The organism is Terribacillus sp. DMT04 (assembly GCF_019056395.1).
Classification (GTDB): Bacteria; Bacillota; Bacilli; order Bacillales; family Amphibacillaceae; genus Terribacillus; species Terribacillus aidingensis_A.
In genome coordinates this window covers 1862011-1880380 of the sequence record NZ_CP077639.1, presented here as the reverse complement: position 1 = coordinate 1880380, position 18370 = coordinate 1862011, and the positions used below count along the sequence as shown (strand labels likewise).

At 43.7% G+C, this 18370-nt stretch carries 14 protein-coding genes and 1 riboswitch; of the genes, 12 read left to right on the top strand and 2 right to left on the bottom strand.

Annotated features, from left to right (window positions below):
* Positions 1-14: 14 nt before the first annotated feature.
* From KS242_RS09970 to KS242_RS09945, 6 genes are all read left to right on the top strand, one after another.
* Complete coding sequence (locus KS242_RS09970) at positions 15-1532, top strand: sugar ABC transporter ATP-binding protein (RefSeq protein ID WP_254391682.1); 1518 nt, start codon at positions 15-17, stop codon at positions 1530-1532.
* 16 nt (positions 1533-1548) lie between these two features.
* Positions 1549-2568, top strand: a complete 1020-nt coding sequence (locus tag KS242_RS09965) for an ABC transporter permease (protein WP_254391681.1) — start codon at positions 1549-1551, stop codon at positions 2566-2568.
* Positions 2568-3572 carry an ABC transporter permease gene (locus KS242_RS09960; protein WP_217321227.1) on the top strand — a complete coding sequence of 335 codons (1005 nt, stop codon included), beginning with the start codon at positions 2568-2570 and terminating at the stop codon, positions 3570-3572. The genes KS242_RS09965 and KS242_RS09960 overlap by 1 nt, the downstream gene beginning before the upstream one ends.
* A 45-nt stretch (positions 3573-3617) precedes the next feature.
* Positions 3618-4658: a rhamnose ABC transporter substrate-binding protein gene (gene rhaS, locus KS242_RS09955; RefSeq protein WP_254391680.1), complete on the top strand. Its 1041-nt coding sequence runs from the start codon at positions 3618-3620 to the stop codon at positions 4656-4658.
* Positions 4659-4904: 246 nt separating this feature from the next.
* A riboswitch (SAM riboswitch) is annotated at positions 4905-5013 on the top strand.
* Between the two features lie 104 nt (positions 5014-5117).
* Positions 5118-6398, top strand: a complete 1281-nt coding sequence (locus tag KS242_RS09950; protein ID WP_217321225.1) for a Na+/H+ antiporter NhaC family protein — start codon at positions 5118-5120, stop codon at positions 6396-6398.
* Positions 6399-6639: 241 nt separating this feature from the next.
* Entirely contained in the window at positions 6640-7986 is a 1347-nt protein-coding gene (locus KS242_RS09945) for an aspartate kinase (RefSeq protein ID WP_217321224.1), read from the top strand.
* A gap of 18 nt (positions 7987-8004) precedes the next feature.
* Here KS242_RS09945 and KS242_RS09940 read toward each other — a convergent pair whose 3' ends face one another.
* Positions 8005-8754 carry a 3'-5' exonuclease gene (locus tag KS242_RS09940; protein WP_217321223.1) on the bottom strand — a complete coding sequence of 250 codons (750 nt, stop codon included), beginning with the start codon at positions 8752-8754 and terminating at the stop codon, positions 8005-8007.
* On the bottom strand, positions 8751-10664 hold the full coding sequence (locus KS242_RS09935; RefSeq protein ID WP_217321222.1) for a DUF294 nucleotidyltransferase-like domain-containing protein: 1914 nt from the start codon (positions 10662-10664) through the stop codon (positions 8751-8753). The genes KS242_RS09940 and KS242_RS09935 overlap by 4 nt, the downstream gene beginning before the upstream one ends.
* A 99-nt stretch (positions 10665-10763) precedes the next feature.
* On the opposite strand from KS242_RS09935, the gene KS242_RS09930 reads away from it, so the two are divergent.
* The 6 genes from KS242_RS09930 to KS242_RS09905 are packed head-to-tail and all read left to right on the top strand — an operon-like array spanning position 10764 to position 18362.
* The gene (locus tag KS242_RS09930) at positions 10764-12782 is read left to right on the top strand and encodes a sigma 54-interacting transcriptional regulator (protein ID WP_217321221.1); all 2019 of its coding nucleotides are present in this window, start codon (positions 10764-10766) and stop codon (positions 12780-12782) included.
* An 18-nt stretch (positions 12783-12800) separates the two neighbouring features.
* A complete protein-coding gene (locus KS242_RS09925) occupies positions 12801-13703 on the top strand; it encodes a phosphate acyltransferase (protein WP_217321220.1) in 903 nt (300 codons plus the stop codon).
* Positions 13704-13714: 11 nt separating this feature from the next.
* Positions 13715-14809, top strand: coding sequence for a Glu/Leu/Phe/Val family dehydrogenase (locus KS242_RS09920; RefSeq protein ID WP_217321219.1), 1095 nt, complete (start codon positions 13715-13717; stop codon positions 14807-14809).
* 18 nt (positions 14810-14827) lie between these two features.
* On the top strand, positions 14828-15910 hold the full coding sequence (gene buk, locus KS242_RS09915) for a butyrate kinase (RefSeq protein WP_217321218.1): 1083 nt from the start codon (positions 14828-14830) through the stop codon (positions 15908-15910).
* Between the two features lie 12 nt (positions 15911-15922).
* Positions 15923-17344 carry a dihydrolipoyl dehydrogenase gene (lpdA, locus tag KS242_RS09910; protein ID WP_217321217.1) on the top strand — a complete coding sequence of 474 codons (1422 nt, stop codon included), beginning with the start codon at positions 15923-15925 and terminating at the stop codon, positions 17342-17344.
* Positions 17337-18362, top strand: coding sequence for a thiamine pyrophosphate-dependent dehydrogenase E1 component subunit alpha (locus KS242_RS09905; protein WP_371747530.1), 1026 nt, complete (start codon positions 17337-17339; stop codon positions 18360-18362). Before lpdA ends, KS242_RS09905 begins: the two co-directional genes overlap by 8 nt.
* Positions 18363-18370: the final 8 nt, after the last annotated feature.

Below are 18370 nucleotides of genomic sequence, written 5' to 3'. Positions count from 1 at the left end.
TGGAGGAGGTACTTTTGTTAAATGAATTTGTCCTGGAGATGAAAGGCATAACCAAAGCGTTCCCAGGTGTCAAGGCGCTGGATGATATGCAATTTCAGCTGAAAAAAGGGGAAATCCATGCGTTGATGGGGGAGAACGGTGCCGGTAAATCGACCTTTATCAAGATTATTACGGGCGTGCACGAGCCTACTGAAGGAGATATGTACCTTTTCGGTGAAAAGATAAGCTTCCAAAATCCAAATGAAGCAGAAAAGATGGGCATTGCAGCGATTTATCAGCATGTTACTAGTTATCCAGATTTATCTGTCACCGAAAACATATTTATGAATCATGAAATCAGACACCGGACTTGGAAGACGCTGAATTGGAGGGAAATGCATAAACAGGCACGGGAGCTTTTGCGCGAATTGGGCAGCAGTATCGACCCTAAAGCCCAAATGAATACGTTGAGCGTTGCCCAGCAGCAAATTATTGAGATTGCGAAGGCGATTAGTACGAAAGCAAAAATTATTATAATGGATGAACCGACTGCAGCTTTAACCGCAAGAGAAAGTGAAGAGTTGTACCGCATAACCGAAAAATTGCGGGATGAAGGAACGTCTATTATTTTTATTTCTCATCGATTTGAAGATATGTATCGTCTGGCAAGCCGGGTAACTGTACTTCGTGATAGCAAATATATTGGCACTTGGAATGTAGATGAAATTTCGAATGACAAATTGATTGTAGCGATGGTTGGAAGAGAGATTAATCAAATATTTCCTGACAAGAAAGTGACGGCTGGCGATACCATTTTAGAAGTAAAAAACTTATCTAAGCTGGGCGACTTTGAGGATATCAGCTTCTCGGTTAAAAAAGGTGAAATTCTCGGCATGACAGGGCTAGTGGGTGCAGGAAGAACAGAGGTATGTCAGGCTATTTTTGGGATTAAACGTTTTGAGAAAGGTGAAGTCCTGCTTAACGGCAATCCGGTTAAAAGTCGTAATCCACAAGAAGCGATGCAGAATGGAATTGGGTATTTGGCAGAAGACAGGCTGGAACAAGGATTGGTAGTGGATTGGAGTATCGAAAAAAATGTAACACTTGCCAATTTGTCTGATTTGTCAACGTTTACTTGGCTTCATCGTGCAAAGGAAAAAGAGCAGGCGAAAACATTCGGAGAAAAGGTACAGATTAAAGCAACAAGTATTTTTGACACCGTCCATTCCCTTTCTGGCGGTAATCAGCAGAAAGTGGCCGTTGCAAAGCTGCTGGCAAAGGACTTGAAGGTCATTTTATTAGATGAACCGACTAAAGGAGTGGATATCGGAGCGAAGGCGGCAATTTATGAGATTGTCCAGCAGCTTGCAGAAGAAGGCTATGCGGTCTTGTTTGTATCATCAGAAATGCCGGAGATCCTCGGTATGAGTGATCGAATTCTCGTTATGAAGGAAGGCAGGATAGCTGCTGAATTTGTAAATAGGGGAGTAACACAGGAGATGATCCTAGAAGCCGCAATGGGTGAAGAACCAGTGCAGAAGAAGAGCGGCTAAAAGGAGGAGGATATCATTGGAGAACAAAGTGGCACATGCAGAAAATACGAAGAAAAACATGTTGACATTGTTTTATCAGTTTCGTGAGTTAGGTTTGTTATTCTTCATAATTCTTTTATGTATAGGTGTACAGATGCGAAATCCTTCTTTTCTAACGGGCGAAAATATACTTGATCTGGCAACAAACACGTCAATCTTAGTAATCCTCTCCTTAGGAATGATGATTGTCCTCATCACAAGAGGTATTGATTTGTCAATAGGAGCTGTCATAGCGCTGTCAGGTATGCTGACGGCACAGCTTGTCGCAGCCAATCCTTCCATCAATCCGCTTCTGTGTTTATTATTCGGAACGATAATCGGGGCTGTGTGCGGAATGGTCATCGGCTTGCTCATCGCAAGGGTAGGCTTGCTGCCGATAATCGCGACGCTTGCTTTAATGAACATATTCCGCGGTCTAACATTTTTGGTTAGCGATGGAGAGTGGGTAAGTTCTTATCAAATGTCAGAAGGTTTCGTTGCGTTGGCGGGAGGATCTTTCTTAGGAATAAATCATCTGATCTGGGTTGCAGTCGTTTTCTGCCTCGTATTCTTTTATTTCCTGAATTACACACGTACCGGCCGACAAATTTATGCGGTTGGCAGTAATCCGCAATCTGCAGCAGTGAGCGGTATTAGACAAGGGCGTATTTTGTTGCTGGTTTATACAATTATGGGCGGCTTATCCGGCTTATGCGGCGTTTTGTGGGTCTCTAAATTCGCCTCTGCCCAAGGCGATACGGCGTCTGGATATGAACTGACTGTTATTGCTGCTTGTATTCTTGGCGGTGTCAGTATTGCGGGTGGTTCGGGAAAGCTTGCTGGTGTTCTGTTAGGTGCAATCTTACTCGGAATCTTGAATAATGCACTGCCGCTTTTGAATGTATCTCCATTCTGGCAAAACGGTATTCAAGGATTTATTATTTTGCTTGCTGTCATCGTAAATGTCATTGTAAAGCGGCGTGTTGATCGGACACACTTGCTAAGGAGGGCTGGCTGATGGAACAGAAAAAACAAATCTATCAACCTCGTACGTTGGAAACGCAGTTGCCGTTCTCCTGGAAACGCTTGTTTTTTCAATGGGAATGGATGCTTTTGCTCATTTTAGTAGCAGTTATGCTGTTTGGCAGTTATGTATCGCCATACTTTTTCAATTATCCGAGCTTGCGGGATGGTACGATGGTGTTTTTGGATAAGGCTTTAATCGTTTTCCCTATGGCGATGATTATGATTATGCGGGATATTGATATCTCGGTAGGATCTACAGTCGCATTGTCTTCCGTTGTCATGGCATCTCTTTACACAACTGCTGGATTGCCGATGGAAGTAGCAATCGTGGCTTGTCTTGTGACGGGAGCTGTTTGCGGTTTAATCAATGGCCTGCTAATCGTTAAGTTCAAAGAGCTGTCAGCCGTTATTGTCACGCTTGGCACGATGATCCTATACCGGGGTATTGCTTACATTATATTGGAAGATCAAGCAGCAGGAGGCTTCCCAGAGTGGTTCGGTTTCTTTGGGTGGGGTTATGTATTTGGAATCCCATTTCTGTTAATTGTTTTTGCAGCTTTTGCTATAGTCTTCGGAATTCTTTTGCACCAAACAACTTTTGGCAGAAAGGTGTTTGCTATCGGTAACAACCCGACTGCGAGCCGCTTCTCTGGTGTGCGAGTTGACCGTATAAAAGTAATTGTCTTTATGCTTGCAGGACTATTGGCTGCTATTACAGCGATTTTCCTAACTTCTAGAATGGGCAGTACGAGACCAAATATTGCCACAATGTATGAGCTTGATATTATTGCCATGGCTGCACTTGGAGGTGTGAGCACCGCTGGCGGAAAAGGCCGCGTACTCGGTGTTGTAATAGCTGTTTTCATTATTGGCTATCTGCAATATGGACTTGGTCTGATCAATATGCCGAGCCAGCTGTTTTTAATCATTGTTGGCGCATTGCTCATACTGTCTGTCGCCATTCCAAAGTTAGGCAGCATGATAAAAAGAAAATGAGTACTCCAGCTTAGCTGATACTAATAGAAAAAAGGGGAGACCATGATGAAGAAAATAGCAAAGTGGGTAGGATTGATTGTATTGGTATGCATGCTGGCTGCTTGTAGCCAAGGAGCACCAGAATCCAACGGTGCATCCGGGAATACAGACGATGGGCCAAAGAAATATGCTTTTGTATTTAAGAACACAGGAAATCCTTATGGCGAAAAGATGCAGGAAGGCTTTGAGAGCGCAGTAAAAGAATTAGGCGGAGAAGTAATTTTAAGATCGCCGGATCAGCCAACTGCTGAAGGACAAATTCAGATTATTGAACAGTTAATTACGCAAAAAGTAGATGTAATTGCAGTCGCAGGTAATGACCCGGATGCACTCGAGCCTGCTCTGAAAAAGGCGAGAAATCAAGGAATCAAAGTATTGTCTGTCGATTCAGCAGTCAATGCAGCCAGCCGTGATATCCACGTGAACCAAGCGAACCCAGAACGAATCGGGCGCGTACAGATTGAAGCAGTGTCCGAAATGATAGGCGGCGAGGGACAAATTGCTGTATTGAGTGCAACGAGTCAGGCAACGAACCAAAATGAGTGGATCGAATGGATGAAGAAGGAACTGGAGAAAGAGGAATACAAAAATATTGAACTTGTAAAGGTAGCTTATGGAGACGACTTGCGAGATAAAAGTGTATCTGAAACAGAAGCACTGCTAAAATCATACCCAGATTTGAAAGCAATTATTGCACCAACCACAGTCGGTATTGCAGCAGCGGGCAAAGTGCTTACTGATAAAGGACTTGAGGGAGAAGTTGCGCTGACTGGTTTAGGGCTTCCAAGTGAAATGGCAACATATATTGAGAGTGGCGTCAGCCCTTGGATGTACCTTTGGAATCCGATTGATGTTGGTAAGGCAGCTGCGTATACAGCTTATGAACTAGGAGAGGATAACATAAGCGGCGAACTTGGCGAGAAAGTTGATTTGCGTGATCTCGGAGAAGTAGAAGTTGTGGAAGATGGGGAAGGCACACAGATTATGTTAGGCGATCCATTTAAGTTTGATAAAAACAATATCGATGAGTGGAAAGACGTATATTAAACAGTTCAGCGGGGGAGAATTACTCCCCGTTTTTTCTATAATAGGATAAGAAATCAGACGATTACAAATAAAGGAATCTATTCGACAATCATGCATAACGCTAAAATGCATCAGAATCTTCATATTTAACAATTGCTTTTTGTTAAGCACCCGAATACCCCCAATATTATCCATTAAGATTTTCATTGATAATGAAACTTAAATCATGTATCCTCTTATTTACTGCGACAAAAAAATAATATTTTTTTCTTATTAAGAGAGATGGAGGGACTGGCCCGATGATATCTCGGCAGCGGAACTTAATAATTAAGTTGCTGTGCCAAATCCAGCAAGCCAAAGCTTGTAAAGATAAGAGAAGTGTTTTATAGCTATAAGGCCTCTTCTTGTTATATGAGAAGGGGTCTTTCTTTGGTTGCAAGTTGGAGAATGATTTGTCGTATTATATTTGGAGGTGGAACGATGAAAAAAGGAAATCCATGGGCACTCATCCCATTTCTTGTTTTTTTGATTTTATTTATTGGTTCAGGAATTATTACGGGTGATTTTTATGCATTTCCGGTTATTGTAGCTATTGCTATTGCGGGTGCTGTGGCATTGGCGATGAATCGAAAAGAAACTTTTGCACGAAAGGTTGATATTTTTTGCCAAGGCGCAGGTAATTTAAATGTCATGATGATGGTTGTTATTTTTCTTCTAGCTGGGGCATTTTCAGCGACAGCAAAAGGCATGGGAGCTGTGGACGCTACAGTTAACTTCGCATTATCTTTTGTACCGCAAAACCTGCTTATTGTAGGTCTGTTCATTATTGCCTGCTTTATCTCTCTGGCTATGGGTACATCAGTAGGCACGATTGCGGCGTTAGCGCCAATCGGTGTGGGAATAAGCGATCAAACCGAACTTTCGGTAGCTTTCGTCACAGCGGCAATTGTTGGCGGAGCAATGTTTGGTGATAATTTATCCTTTATTTCAGATACGACAATCACCGCCGTTCGCTCGCAAGGTGTAAAAATGAAGGATAAATTTAAAGTGAATTTTTGGATTGTGGTGCCAGCAGCTATCGTAACCAGCATTATTCTAGGAGTAATGACAATAGGTGAAACAGCACAAGTAGACCATGTTGGTTATAATTGGGTAAAAATTCTGCCTTATATTTCCGTCATTATCTTTGCTTTAGCCGGAATGAATGTGTTCCTTGTTTTAGCATTAGGAATTGTTTTTTCTGGTGTTATAGGCTTGGTTGATGGCAGCTATCAAATGATGACGCTTTTCCAAACGATAGGAGACGGAATCGCCGGTATGTATGAAATCGCCTTTCTCGCTATCTTAATAGCTGGAATGGTAGCAGTTATTAAACACAATGGCGGGATTGACTTTCTGCTTCACCTCTCTACACGAAAAATCAAGTCACAAAAAGGTGCTGAATTTAGTGTAGCGGGACTTGTAGGTCTTACGAATTTATCGACGGCTAACAATACGATCTCTATTTTAATTACCGGACCGCTTGCAAAGAATATATCTGATAAGTATGGAATTGATCCGCGAAAAACCGCAAGTATTTTAGATATCTTCTCTTGTACCATCCAAGGGCTAATTCCATACGGTGCGCAATTACTGGCAGCTGCTAGCGTAGCGGGTATATCGCCAGTAAGCATCTTGCAATATTCCTACTACCCAATCCTTATTGGTATTTGCGGTAGCATTGCGATACTTCTCGGATATCCGAGAAAGAAGAAAGACTAAAAGAGCGATAATAAGATGATAGATTGAAGTTAGGACATTACCTTTTGTAATATACAATGGATGTAATGTCCTTTTTCTATCTATAGATAAGTTAATCTGCATAAACAGTTAACTATAATAATATTACGTAAACTAATATCGTCACTTTTTTCTCAAAATTATGTCTTTCATCTAGTCAGCGGCAGAAAACCTGTGATACTATTTTATCTATGTAAAGAAAAAGCGTAATGGAGAGAGAGATATGAAGGTAGCTAAATTTGGTGGTAGTTCAGTAGCAAGTGCGGAACAGCTCCGCAAAGTAGCACAAATTGTAAAAGAAGATACAGAACGGAAATTTATTGTTGTTTCTGCACCAGGGAAACGGGATAAAGCAGATACGAAGGTAACAGATTTGCTGATTGCAATTGGCGAGGCGCATCGCAAAGGAGAAGACGTCAGCAAACAGGTCGAGAAAGTACTAGCGCGTTTTCGCTCCATCGTAAGTGACTTGGAGCTGGATAACAATCTAATTGAGCAAATAGCTGATCATTTAGATGGAATACTAGCTGATACGATTCCTGTTTTGGATAAAATGGACGCTTTGAAAGCTACGGGAGAAGATTCGCTGGCGAAAGTATTTAGTGCTTATCTAAACAAATTAGGCGTAAAAGCAGCCTATGTTAATCCACAGGAGGCGGGCCTTCTTGTCAGAGAGGAACTGGGCGGTGCCCGTATACTTGATGAAAGCTTCGATCATTTGTACAATCTTCGTAAACGTGACGAGGTGCTTGTTATTCCAGGTTTCTTTGGTTATACAAAAGAAGGAAAGCTGGCAACATTTCCGCGGGGCGGATCTGATATTACTGGGTCGATTGTAAGTGCGGGTGTAAAAGCTTCTTTATATGAAAACTTCACCGATGTAGATAGCGTATACAGTGTGAATCCAAACATCGTGGACAATCCGAAAGAGATTCATACACTGACATATCGGGAAATGCGGGAGTTGTCTTATGCCGGTTTTTCTGTGTTTCATGACGAAGCTCTAATTCCAGCGTTCCAAGCAAAGATTCCAGTGTGTGTGAAAAACACCAATAATCCGTCTGCGCCAGGTACGATGATTGTAGCGGAGAGAGAAGTGGCGGGCAACCCGGTCATTGGTATTGCAAGTGATGCAGGTTTCCTTAGTATTTATATTAGCAAATATTTAATGAACCGGGAGCTCGGATTTGGACGGAAGCTCCTGCAGATTCTTGAAGAAGAGAATATTTCGTTTGAACATGCGCCATCCGGAATTGATGACATGAGTGTTATTATTCGTGAGAGTCAGCTTCCTGCAGACAAAGAAGCAATTGTTGTGCGCAGGCTGCAAGAGGAACTTCAGGCAGATCATGTATCGATAGACCGAAACCTTTCTATGATTATGATCGTGGGAGAGGGAATGATTGAGACTATTGGAGTATCCAGCACCGCTACAAAAGCATTCACAGACGCAAATGTGAATATCGAGATGATCAACCAAGGTTCTTCAGAGGTGTCTTTAATGTTCGGTGTAAAAACAACACAGCTTCATGATGCGGTGAAATCTCTGTATCAAGCATTTTTTCAGTAAAAAAAATCAGGACAGCGACTAAAGTTGCGCTGTCCTGATTTTCTTTTTTATCTTACTTAAAGGCAGTTGGAGGCTGGCATAATCACGGATTCCTCGGTCAGCTGCCATGTCCAGCAGACGAACGAACACGTTAGCTGTCATTTTCGCATCTCCGAGTGCGTGGTGCCGATCGGACTGCGGCACCTCGAAGCGGCTGATTAAGCTGTCAAGACGACACTGCCTTTTTTTAAAAAACATCCTCGCCATTATTTGTGAATCCAACGTATAGCAGGAGAGGGGAGGCAGTTTATACATCTTCAGCATCGTCTGGATAAACCGAATATCGAATGACGCTGGATGAGCTACGAGAATGGTATCTTTACTGTATGCCAAAAAACGTTCCATCACTTCGGTAAATGCAGGTGCGTTCTCTATTTCATCAGGGTCCATTTTGGTCAATTTGATGATTTTCTTTGGTGTTTTCAGCATTGGTTTTGCAACTTCATAAAATGTCTCATCAGATAGTATGTGGTTTCCTTGTACTTGGACCGCTCCGATTGAAATAATCTCATGCCCGAAGTCGGGGAAGAAGCCAGTCGTTTCTAAATCAAACACCGTAAATGTCTGATCTTCGAATGGCACTTCCCGCAGCGAGCGAGCTGGCTTGTAATTGGTAAGCGCTTCTTGCAGCTGTTCATATGCTGGTTCTTTCATCAGTGCTTTACGCTTTATATGCTGTGTCAATTTCCCATAAAGCATATATCGGAAAAGCTGTAAATCGATAATCATCCGTTCACCTTGTTTCTATTCTGTCTTAATTCAAGACCTTGCTGCATTCCTTTTGCGGCAGCAAGTGCATTTTTCAATGTCTGTTTATCGACTTTGTCCAGTTCTTTTACAGAAATTTGCGTTGTTAATGGTTCACCAGCATCCAATTGCTGCAGATTAAGCTTAAGACGGAAGAGCAGCAGTTCGTGCAAAGCTTGGATGGCCATTTCACTGTCACTTTTAGACATGTGGTTGTTGTCTAGAAGAGAGCGAAGGCGCCGGACAGTATGGACATTTTCAATGCCATAGCCGACCGCGTAAATACGTACGGCGTTAACGATTTGCATCATAGCTGACTGCTTTAGATTTAAACGCTTTTCCTTTGAACTAGTAGAGATACGGCCAAATGCTTGCAACGGCACACGTATCTGCAGCGTGTCGCGAATCAGCATTGGCTGCAGTTTTGGTGCGTGCTGCATCGCATGTGTAAGTTTTTCCCGGAGCTTGTGAGCAAGATCAAAATCTCCATATACAGGACGGAAATCAATAAAGATAGTAAAATCTCTCACTTCTTGTGCATCCAAATTCCGCAGCCATTGATCAATGGTATGAGACCATTGGGACAGGGAATGACGCCATTTCTTTTCCTTCGCCATAATGCCGCCGGTACAAAGCGGGAATCCGCAGGCATCGAGTTTAGCATTAATCTTTTCTGTCAATCTTTCGAAGTAAGTTTCTATTTCTTCTTTGTAGTTCAATTCATCGTAGTCTGCAAGAATAATCCCGTTATCTTGGTCTGTGCTGAACCCCTGCTCTTTCCTGCCTTCACTTCCCATTACGATAAAGCAGTAATTAATCTTTGGTCTGCCATATCCCTCATGGACCATTTCCCGTTCTGACAGTTCGATAATCTGTCTGTGCATGCGATCATTGTAGCTTGAGATCAATTCAACAATATCGTAACCATACATACGCTCGTCGATCAGCTGCTGGATGAACAGCTGAAATTGCTTATTGTGCACCGGACTGAGACTTGCCAGTGTTTCAATTGAGTCAGCATTGGCAATTCTGTAAGTGAGCTCAAAGTAAACGCTGTTCGACACACTGAGGAAAGAGGATTGGCGGATAAAACCGACCGCTCTGCTTCCGTGGAGCACAGGTATCACAGCCGCTGGGTGATGCTTAAGGAAGGAAAGGGCATCATAAATAAAATCATGTTCCTGCACAAAATAATAATCTTTATTCATAATTTGTTCTACTGGAGCGTCCAATCTGCCTTCCTTCAGAGCATCGAATATTTGCCGATATCCAATCATCCCTTCAATATCTTGTTTGTTCGAACTAACAGCAACACCTTCCGTTTCTGCAGTTTGAAGCAGTTCGGCTGCTGCATAAACGGATTCGTCGGGATGAATGAAAGTGGGGCGCTCCATAAAACCGGATACGCGCTTTTTATAAAGGGCCGGTTCCGTTTGGTCAGATAAATCACTAGTTTTGTATTTTACTTCTTCATACAAGCTTTTCATCATTTGGCTGACTCGCTCGAGAATCGCCTGCGAAAACTGTACATTTTGCTGCATGGCTTGCTGGAAGGAAGCCTTTGGGAAAACAATCGATTTTGCTTTCTCTGCAGCTTGAACAGCTATTTGCATGTCGCCATTAGCTACCAGCGTTAATAAGCCGGCAAAATCTCCTGGATAGTCGTAACGAACAGCCACTTGCTTGCCATTGGCTTGGTATATGATATCTTTTGCAACACCTGAGACAAAATAATGCACATGGGCATCTTCAACGTTTTCTTCGGCGGAAACAATATACTCATTTTCTAAAAATTCCTCGATCTCTGCTTGCTCAAACAACGCATTGCGCTCTTTGTCATGCAGCAGGGAGAAAGGCATTGTGTTTTCGTATAATTTGGCTAATTGTGTCATCGTTAAGTCGCTCCTTGCATGTCAAGAATCTTATTATTGCTAATTTCTGCAGACTAGTATACCCTATAAGTGTGCAAAACTTTGCAGGATGTGATCAAAATGAAAAATTTACTCATAATTGGTGCTGGTGATGAGGCCGTCTTATTTATTAAGCAGCTGCAACGGTTCAAGGAAATTCGGGTCGCTGGGATGCTAGTGAAAAGTCCAAGTGCCCTCGTGAAATACCAAGCAGAACGACTGGCTATTCCGCTTTGGAAAGATGTGACCGCTGAATCATTAGAGCAGGTCGATTTTGTGCTGGAGATCTCTGGTGAATTAGCAGATTTTCTTGATCCTTCGCTTTGTAAGGCGGAGATTATATCCGGACAAAGTGCACAAATGATGCTTGCATTCGCATCATCAGAAGATACAGAGAAAACTTCTACATATAATAGTCAGCATTTTCGCAGTAAAACGCTGGAATACTTGCATGAGGGGATCCTGTGCATCAATCGTCAGGATGAAATTATGTATATGAACGAAGCAGCAGAGATGCTGCTTGGCAGCCGCAAGCACACAGTGATCGGGAAACCCATAAATACCGTACTACCCGGTTCAAGACTATCTGAAACCATTCGAAAACGAGAACGCTATACGGATGAACAGCTAAAACTCCCGAATGGAGAGGAAGTCGTGTACACATGTGCGCCAATTGAAGATGACCAAGAGCGCGTGACAGGAGCATTTGCAGTACTAAAAAAGACAGTTGATATCGTGGCGCTGGCAGAAGAGCTGACAGATGTTCGGGAAGTAAAATCGATGCTGGCGGCCATTATTGATTCATCACAGGAAGCCATCAGTGTTGTGGATGAAAACGGTATTGGTTTGATTGTTAATCCAGCGTACACACGCCTGACCGGCTATGAAGCTGACCAGATAGTCGGGAAACCGGCGATAACGGATATTATGGAAGGGGAGAGCCTGCATATGCAGGTGATTCGTACACGCAGACCGGCCACAGGAGCTCGTATGCGAGTCGGGAAGAGCGGGAAAGAAATGATGGTCAATGCTGCTCCGATTATCGTTGATGGAAAGCTCCGCGGCAGTGTCGGGGTACTGCATGATATCTCAGAACTGCACGAACTTCAAGATGAGGTGCAGCGCGCCCGGAAGATAATCCGCAGTCTGGAAAATAAATATATGTTAAAAGATGTTGTTGCCGATTCTGACACGATGCAAGTAACACTTGAACAAGTAAAATTTGCCGTTCTTGCAGATGCGCCGTGTCTTTTACGCGGAGATGCGGGTGTCGGTAAAGGGATGTTTGCTGCAATTATTCATAATGAAAGTAAACGGCGTCATCATCCGTTTATCCGTGTTGATTGTGCCGCAAATGATGAGGAATCGTTAGAGAATCAATTGTTTGGTTCCGTTCGCCAGCAACGTGCTGGTGGTTTAATTGAAAGAAGTAATGGAGGCACCTTGTTTTTGGATGATGTAGATTTCTTGCCGATTCGTTTGCAGGAGAAGCTTTCAGATTTCATGACTACAGGACAGGTTCTGCTTCCTGCCGGCAAACCAAAACAATTGGATGTGCGAATTGTTGTCAGTGCACGTCACCCGCTGGAACGGGCTGTGTTTGAGAAGCGATTTCATGAACCATTATTCGAGAAATTAAAGCGAATTACAATTTATATTCCAGACCTAGCAGCGCGAGTAGATGATTTCGAAGGATTATTATCCACAATTATCCACAAGCAAAAACAGCTGCTGCAAACATCGGTTCAATCCATTTCTAAATCGTCAATTGATGTATTGAAAGCAAAGAAATGGTCCCATAATGTTAAAGAACTGGAAACAGCTATCACTCAAGTTATGACTTTTATGGAGAAACATGAGCGTGTTATCCTGCCGAAGCATATACAGCAGAAAAGCTCTGATTCTGAACTGTCTGTATCAAATGGGACACTGCAGGAGCAAGTAGAACTCCTGGAAAAACAGTTGATTGAGGCCGCTTTGCAAGCAAATGATTACAATAAGAAAGCGACAGCAGATCAGCTTGGTGTATCCATCCGTAATCTTTACTATAAAATGGATAAATATAATTTTGATAGAAGTGGCATGCAAGATTTTTCATAACGGGGAAGGAAGAATACGATGCATAAGTTTACCGCTCTTGAAAAAATGTCTGCTGCCAAGCGAGGGCTGACTATTGCCATAGCAGCTGCAGACGATCTGTCCATTATGCAAGCTGTAAAAAAAGCAACCGATCAACAGATGGCTTCCTTTATATTATACGGAGATAGTGATCGGCTGAAGCAGTTCATGCAGGAAGAACAGCTACGGAAGGAAAGCGTATCCTGCGTCCATGCAGAAACAGCTGACAGGGCGGCAGATATGGCGATCGAATCCTGGAAGGCAGGAGAAGCGGATATGCTGATGAAAGGAATTGTTAGTACAGATGTACTGGCAGGCAAGCTTTTAAAAGACAAAACAATGCTAAAATCAGGCCATATTTTGTCGCAGCTGGCAATCTTCGACGTCCCATCTTATCACAAGCTCCTTTTTTTGACGGATGCGGGCATTAATATCGCTCCGTCTTTAGAGGTGAAAAAGAAGATTCTTGCAAATGCTGTGAATGTTTATACGCAAATGCTGCACCAAGAACCAAAAGTAGCCGCACTTGCCGCTACCGAAAAAGTGAATCCGGCGATGTCTGCTACGACGGATGCTGCACTGCTTCGAGTGATGCAGGAACGGGGCCAGCTGGCTGCTTGTGAGCTGGATGGTCCGATTGCACTGGACAGTGCGTTGTCGGCACAATCGGCTGCTATTAAGAAATTAGATTCATCCGTCGCAGGAGATGTAGATATTTTATTAGTTCCTGACATTGAAAGCGGCAATATGTTATATAAATCGTTTACTTATACAGCAGGAGCCGTCAGCGCTTCGCTGCTCGTTGGTACTAAAACGCCCGTCATTCTCACATCGCGTGCAGATAACAGTACGAGCAAATATTATGCAATATGCTTCGCCATTGCGGCAGCATCCGTTGCTTAGGAGGAAGAAAAATGAAAATTTTCGAGACGTTAGAACAATATGATTACGAACAGCTTGTCCTTTGCCAGGATAAAGAATCCGGCTTGAAAGCAATCATTGCTATTCATGATACAACACTAGGACCTGCACTAGGCGGTACAAGAATGTGGACATACGCGTCGGAAGAAGATGCCATTGTTGATGCGCTTCGACTGGCAAAAGGGATGACATATAAAAATGCAGCGGCTGGTCTGAATCTGGGCGGCGGTAAAACCGTCATTATCGGAGATCCAAAAAAAGATAAAAACGAAGCAATGTTCCGCGCATTTGGACGTTACGTACAATCTTTAAATGGCCGTTATATTACGGCAGAAGACGTAGGAACAACGGTAGAAGATATGGAACTTATCCATACAGAAACTGATTTTGTAACAGGAATCTCTGCAGAATCCGGGTCGTCAGGTAATCCGTCTCCTGTCACAGCTTATGGAGTGTACAAAGGAATCAAAGCAAGTGCGAAGGAAGCATTTGGAGATGACAGTCTGGAAGGCAAGACGATTGCCGTGCAAGGTATTGGGAACGTTGCTTATGCTTTGTGTGAGCACCTTCATGCAGAAGGCGCCAAACTGATTGTCACGGATATTAATAAAGAAGCTGTTCAAAAAGCGGTCGAAGCATTCGGTGCTACAGCTGTTGATCCAGACGATATTTACAGCGTTGACTGTGATATTTTCGCACCTTGTGCACTTGGAGCGGTTATTAACGACGACACATTGCGTGTACTCAAAGCAAAAGTTGTGGCTGGAGCAGCTAACAACCAGCTGAAAGAAGAACAGCACGGACAAATTTTATATGAACGCGGTATTGTTTACGCGCCAGACTATGTCATCAACTCAGGCGGTGTTATTAACGTTGAGGACGAACTGCATGGCTACAATCGCGAACGTGCGCTACGTAAAGTAGAGACGATTTATGACAGCTTGCAGCGTGTGTTCGAAATAGCTAAACGTGACAATATCCCTACAAGTATCGCAGCAGATCGAATGGCAGAAGAAAGAATTGAAACAATGCGTCGATCCAGAAGCCAGTTTTTACGTAACGGCCATCATACATTAAGCAGAAGATAATATCGAGGGGGAATCCGCGTGCATACTGTTGAAAACCGTATTTTAGCGATAAATCCAGGTTCTACTTCCACTAAAATTGGTGTGTTTGATGATGAGCATAACATCTTTGAACGAGTGATCCGTCATGATTTGGAAGATATCGGCGGATACGCAAAAGTGATGGATCAATATCCTTTTCGGAAACAAATTATCTTGGATGCATTGGATTTTGAAGGCATCAATGTTTCCAAGCTAACTGCAGTCTGTGCACGCGGCGGACTGCTCAGACCGCTTGAAGGCGGAACGTATCAAGTAAATGAAGCAATGCTTGCGGACCTAAAGGCAGGTTATAACGGCGAACATGCGTCGAACCTTGGCGGACTGATTGCTTATGAGATTGCCAGCAGTCTCGGAATTCCAGCATTCATCACCGATCCCGTTGTCGTAGATGAATTGGACCCGCTGGCCCGGTTATCGGGTTTGCCCGGTGTAGAACGGAAAAGCATCTTTCATGCATTGAACCATAAAGCGATTGCACGGAAGGCTGCTGCAGCGAAAGAGAAGCCATATGAAGAAGCGAATATAATCGTTGTTCATCTCGGAGGCGGCATTACCGTTGGCGCACATCGGCAAGGATTTGTAATTGATGTGAATAATGGGTTGAATGGAGAAGGTCCGTACACACCAGAAAGAGCGGGAACTGTACCGGCTGGTGATTTAATTGAACTAGCACTAAGCGGTGAATACACGAAAAATCAGTTAATGCGTATGCTGACGACAAAAGGCGGTTTCATGGGTTATCTCGGAACAAATGACGGACGGCTTGTCGCCGATCGAATAAAAAAAGGCGACGAAAAAGCAAAATTCATTTTTGAAGGGATGGTTTATCAGACTGCCAAAGAAATTGGCGCGATGAGTGTCGTTTTAACGGGCGAGGTTGATGCGATTGCCGTCACCGGCGGACTGGCACATGATGAATTGTTTATTTCCATGCTGAAGGACAGGGTAAGCTGGATAGCAGATGTGCTTGTTTATCCAGGGGAAAATGAGCTTCGTGCTCTGACAGAAGGTGCTCTTCGCGTCATGCGTAAAGAAGAAGCAGCAAAGATTTATGCCATATAGGAGGCAATAACAATGGTTAGAGAATACGATATTGTCATCTTAGGAGGCGGTACGGGCGGTTACGTTGCCGCCATACGTGCTTCCCAGCTAGGATTGAAAACGGCAATTGTAGAAAAAGCAGAACTTGGCGGAACGTGTCTGCACCGCGGATGTATTCCATCAAAGGCATTACTTCGTTCAGCAGAAGTGTACCGCCAAACAAAGGAAGCGGCAGCATTCGGTATACATACAACAGATGTGCGCCTTGATTTTGAAGGTGTACAAAAGCGAAAAACGGCTATCATAGACCAGCTGCATCGTGGTGTGCAGCATTTAATGAAAAAAGGAAAGATTGATGTATTTCAAGGATTCGGCCGTATTTTAGGCCCATCCATCTTTTCTCCGACAGCGGGAACAATATCGGTTGAATTTGCCGACGGCAGCGAAAATGAAATATTGCTGCCGAAGAACGTCATTGTAGCGACCGGTTCTACTCCGCGTTCACTTCCGGGAATCGAATTTGATGAGAACAGAATTTTAAGCTCGGAGGGTGCTTTGGCGCTGACAGAGCTGCCGGAAACTATAACAATTATTGGCGGCGGGGTAATTGGGATTGAGTGGGCATCCATGCTCCATGACCTTGGTACAAAAGTGACTGTACTTGAATACCAAGATTGCATTCTTCCTACTGAGGATGAACAAATCAGTAAGGAAATGGAAAAACAGCTCAAAAAACGCGGCATCACCATCCATACAAATGTGAAAGTAGAGAGCGCTGCTGCAGATGACAGCCAAGTAACCGTAACAACTCACATGGATGGCGGCAAACAAGTATTTGTTTCTGAAAAGATTCTCTTGTCTGTCGGGCGTGCAGCTAACGCAGCAGATATTGGCTTGAAAAATACAGATATCCAGCTCACCGAGCAAGGTTATATTGCCACCAATGCATACTATCAAACAAATGAATCCCACATCTATGCAATTGGCGATGTGATCGGCGGCATGCAGCTGGCGCATGTTGCTTCTCGGGAAGGAATTGTGGCAGTTGAGCATATTGCAGGTGTGAAAACAGAAGCCCTGGACTATAGCACAGTACCTGCTTGTGTATACAGCTACCCGGAGACAGCCAGTGTCGGAATGACAGAAGCCCAAGCCAAGGCAGAAGGCTACACCGTTAAGACGGGTAAAATGAGCTTCCAAGCAATTGGTAAAGCGCTAGTTTACGGAGAAACAGAAGGGTTCGTCAAAGTAATTGCTGATGAACAAACAAATGATTTACTAGGTGTTCATATGATTGGTCCGCATGTGACAGATATGATCTCTGAAGCAGCGCTTGCGAAACTGCTGGACGCAACACCGTGGGAAATTGGACAATCCATTCACCCGCATCCGACATTATCGGAAATTATCGGGGAAGCTGCTTTAGCGGTTGATGGAGAGCAAATACATGGGTGAGACAATAAAGAAAGGGGGAGCGGCGATGTCAGAATCAAGACATGCTTCTCTTGGAATATCAGATGAAAAAGTAACAGAAATGTACAGGTGGATGCTTTTGGCTAGAAGAGTTGATGAACGGATGTGGTTATTGAACCGCGCTGGTAAGATTCCGTTTGTAGTTTCTTGTCAAGGGCAAGAGGCATCCCAAGTTGGCGCTGCGATGGCATTGGATAAGGACATTGATTATTTGCTGCCGTATTATCGTGATTTAGGCATGGTGCTTCCATTCGGGATGACAGCGAAGGATTTAATGCTGTCTGCATTTGCTAAAGCGGAGGATCCAAACTCTGGCGCAAGACAAATGCCGGGACACTTTGGCAAAAAGTCTTCCCGTATTGTTACGGGCTCTTCGCCTGTAACCACACAAGTGCCGCATGCAGTCGGCTTCGCGCTCGCTGCTAAAATGGAGAAAAAGCAGCTTGTCAGCTTTGTAACGCTTGGAGAAGGTTCTTCTAACCAAGGTGATTTTCATGAAGGCTTGAACTTTGCTGGCGTTCATAAACTGCCAGTAATAACAATGGTACAAAACAATAAATATGCCATCAGCGTACCGCAGGAAAAACAGCTTGGCTGCGTCAATGTATCTGACCGAGCGCAGGGCTATGGAATGCCTGGCTTCACAGTTGACGGTAATGACCCGCTGGCTGTATTCCAAACGGTAAAAGATGCACGGGAGCGTGCGCTGAACGGAGAAGGTCCGACACTAATTGAAACTGTGTCTTACCGCTTAACGCCACATTCCAGTGATGATGATGATATGACATACCGAGAAAAACAGGAAGTTGAAGAAGCGCGCAAAAAAGACGGCGTGCTGACATTTGCTGCTTATCTTCGCGAAGCAGGTGTGCTGACAGAAGAAGCAGAACAGAAATTAGAAGAAGAAATCAAGCAAATCGTAGATGAAGCAACAGACTATGCTGAGCATGCTGACGACCCGGAACCGGAATCCGCATTGCTTCATGTGTATGCCGATTAAGGAGGAAA

Coding starts and splice junctions, on each gene's coding strand:
- KS242_RS09945 (WP_217321224.1), top strand. CDS start 6,640: ATGAAGGTAGCTAAATTTGGTGGTAGTTCAGTAGCAAGTGCGGAACAG.
- KS242_RS09930 (WP_217321221.1), top strand. CDS start 10,764: ATGAAAAATTTACTCATAATTGGTGCTGGTGATGAGGCCGTCTTATTT.
- KS242_RS09925 (WP_217321220.1), top strand. CDS start 12,801: ATGCATAAGTTTACCGCTCTTGAAAAAATGTCTGCTGCCAAGCGAGGG.
- KS242_RS09920 (WP_217321219.1), top strand. CDS start 13,715: ATGAAAATTTTCGAGACGTTAGAACAATATGATTACGAACAGCTTGTC.
- lpdA (WP_217321217.1), top strand. CDS start 15,923: ATGGTTAGAGAATACGATATTGTCATCTTAGGAGGCGGTACGGGCGGT.
- KS242_RS09905 (WP_371747530.1), top strand. CDS start 17,337: ATGGGTGAGACAATAAAGAAAGGGGGAGCGGCGATGTCAGAATCAAGA.
- KS242_RS09950 (WP_217321225.1), top strand. CDS start 5,118: ATGAAAAAAGGAAATCCATGGGCACTCATCCCATTTCTTGTTTTTTTG.
- rhaS (WP_254391680.1), top strand. CDS start 3,618: ATGAAGAAAATAGCAAAGTGGGTAGGATTGATTGTATTGGTATGCATG.
- KS242_RS09935 (WP_217321222.1), bottom strand. CDS start 10,664: ATGACACAATTAGCCAAATTATACGAAAACACAATGCCTTTCTCCCTG.
- KS242_RS09960 (WP_217321227.1), top strand. CDS start 2,568: ATGGAACAGAAAAAACAAATCTATCAACCTCGTACGTTGGAAACGCAG.
- KS242_RS09940 (WP_217321223.1), bottom strand. CDS start 8,754: ATGATTATCGATTTACAGCTTTTCCGATATATGCTTTATGGGAAATTG.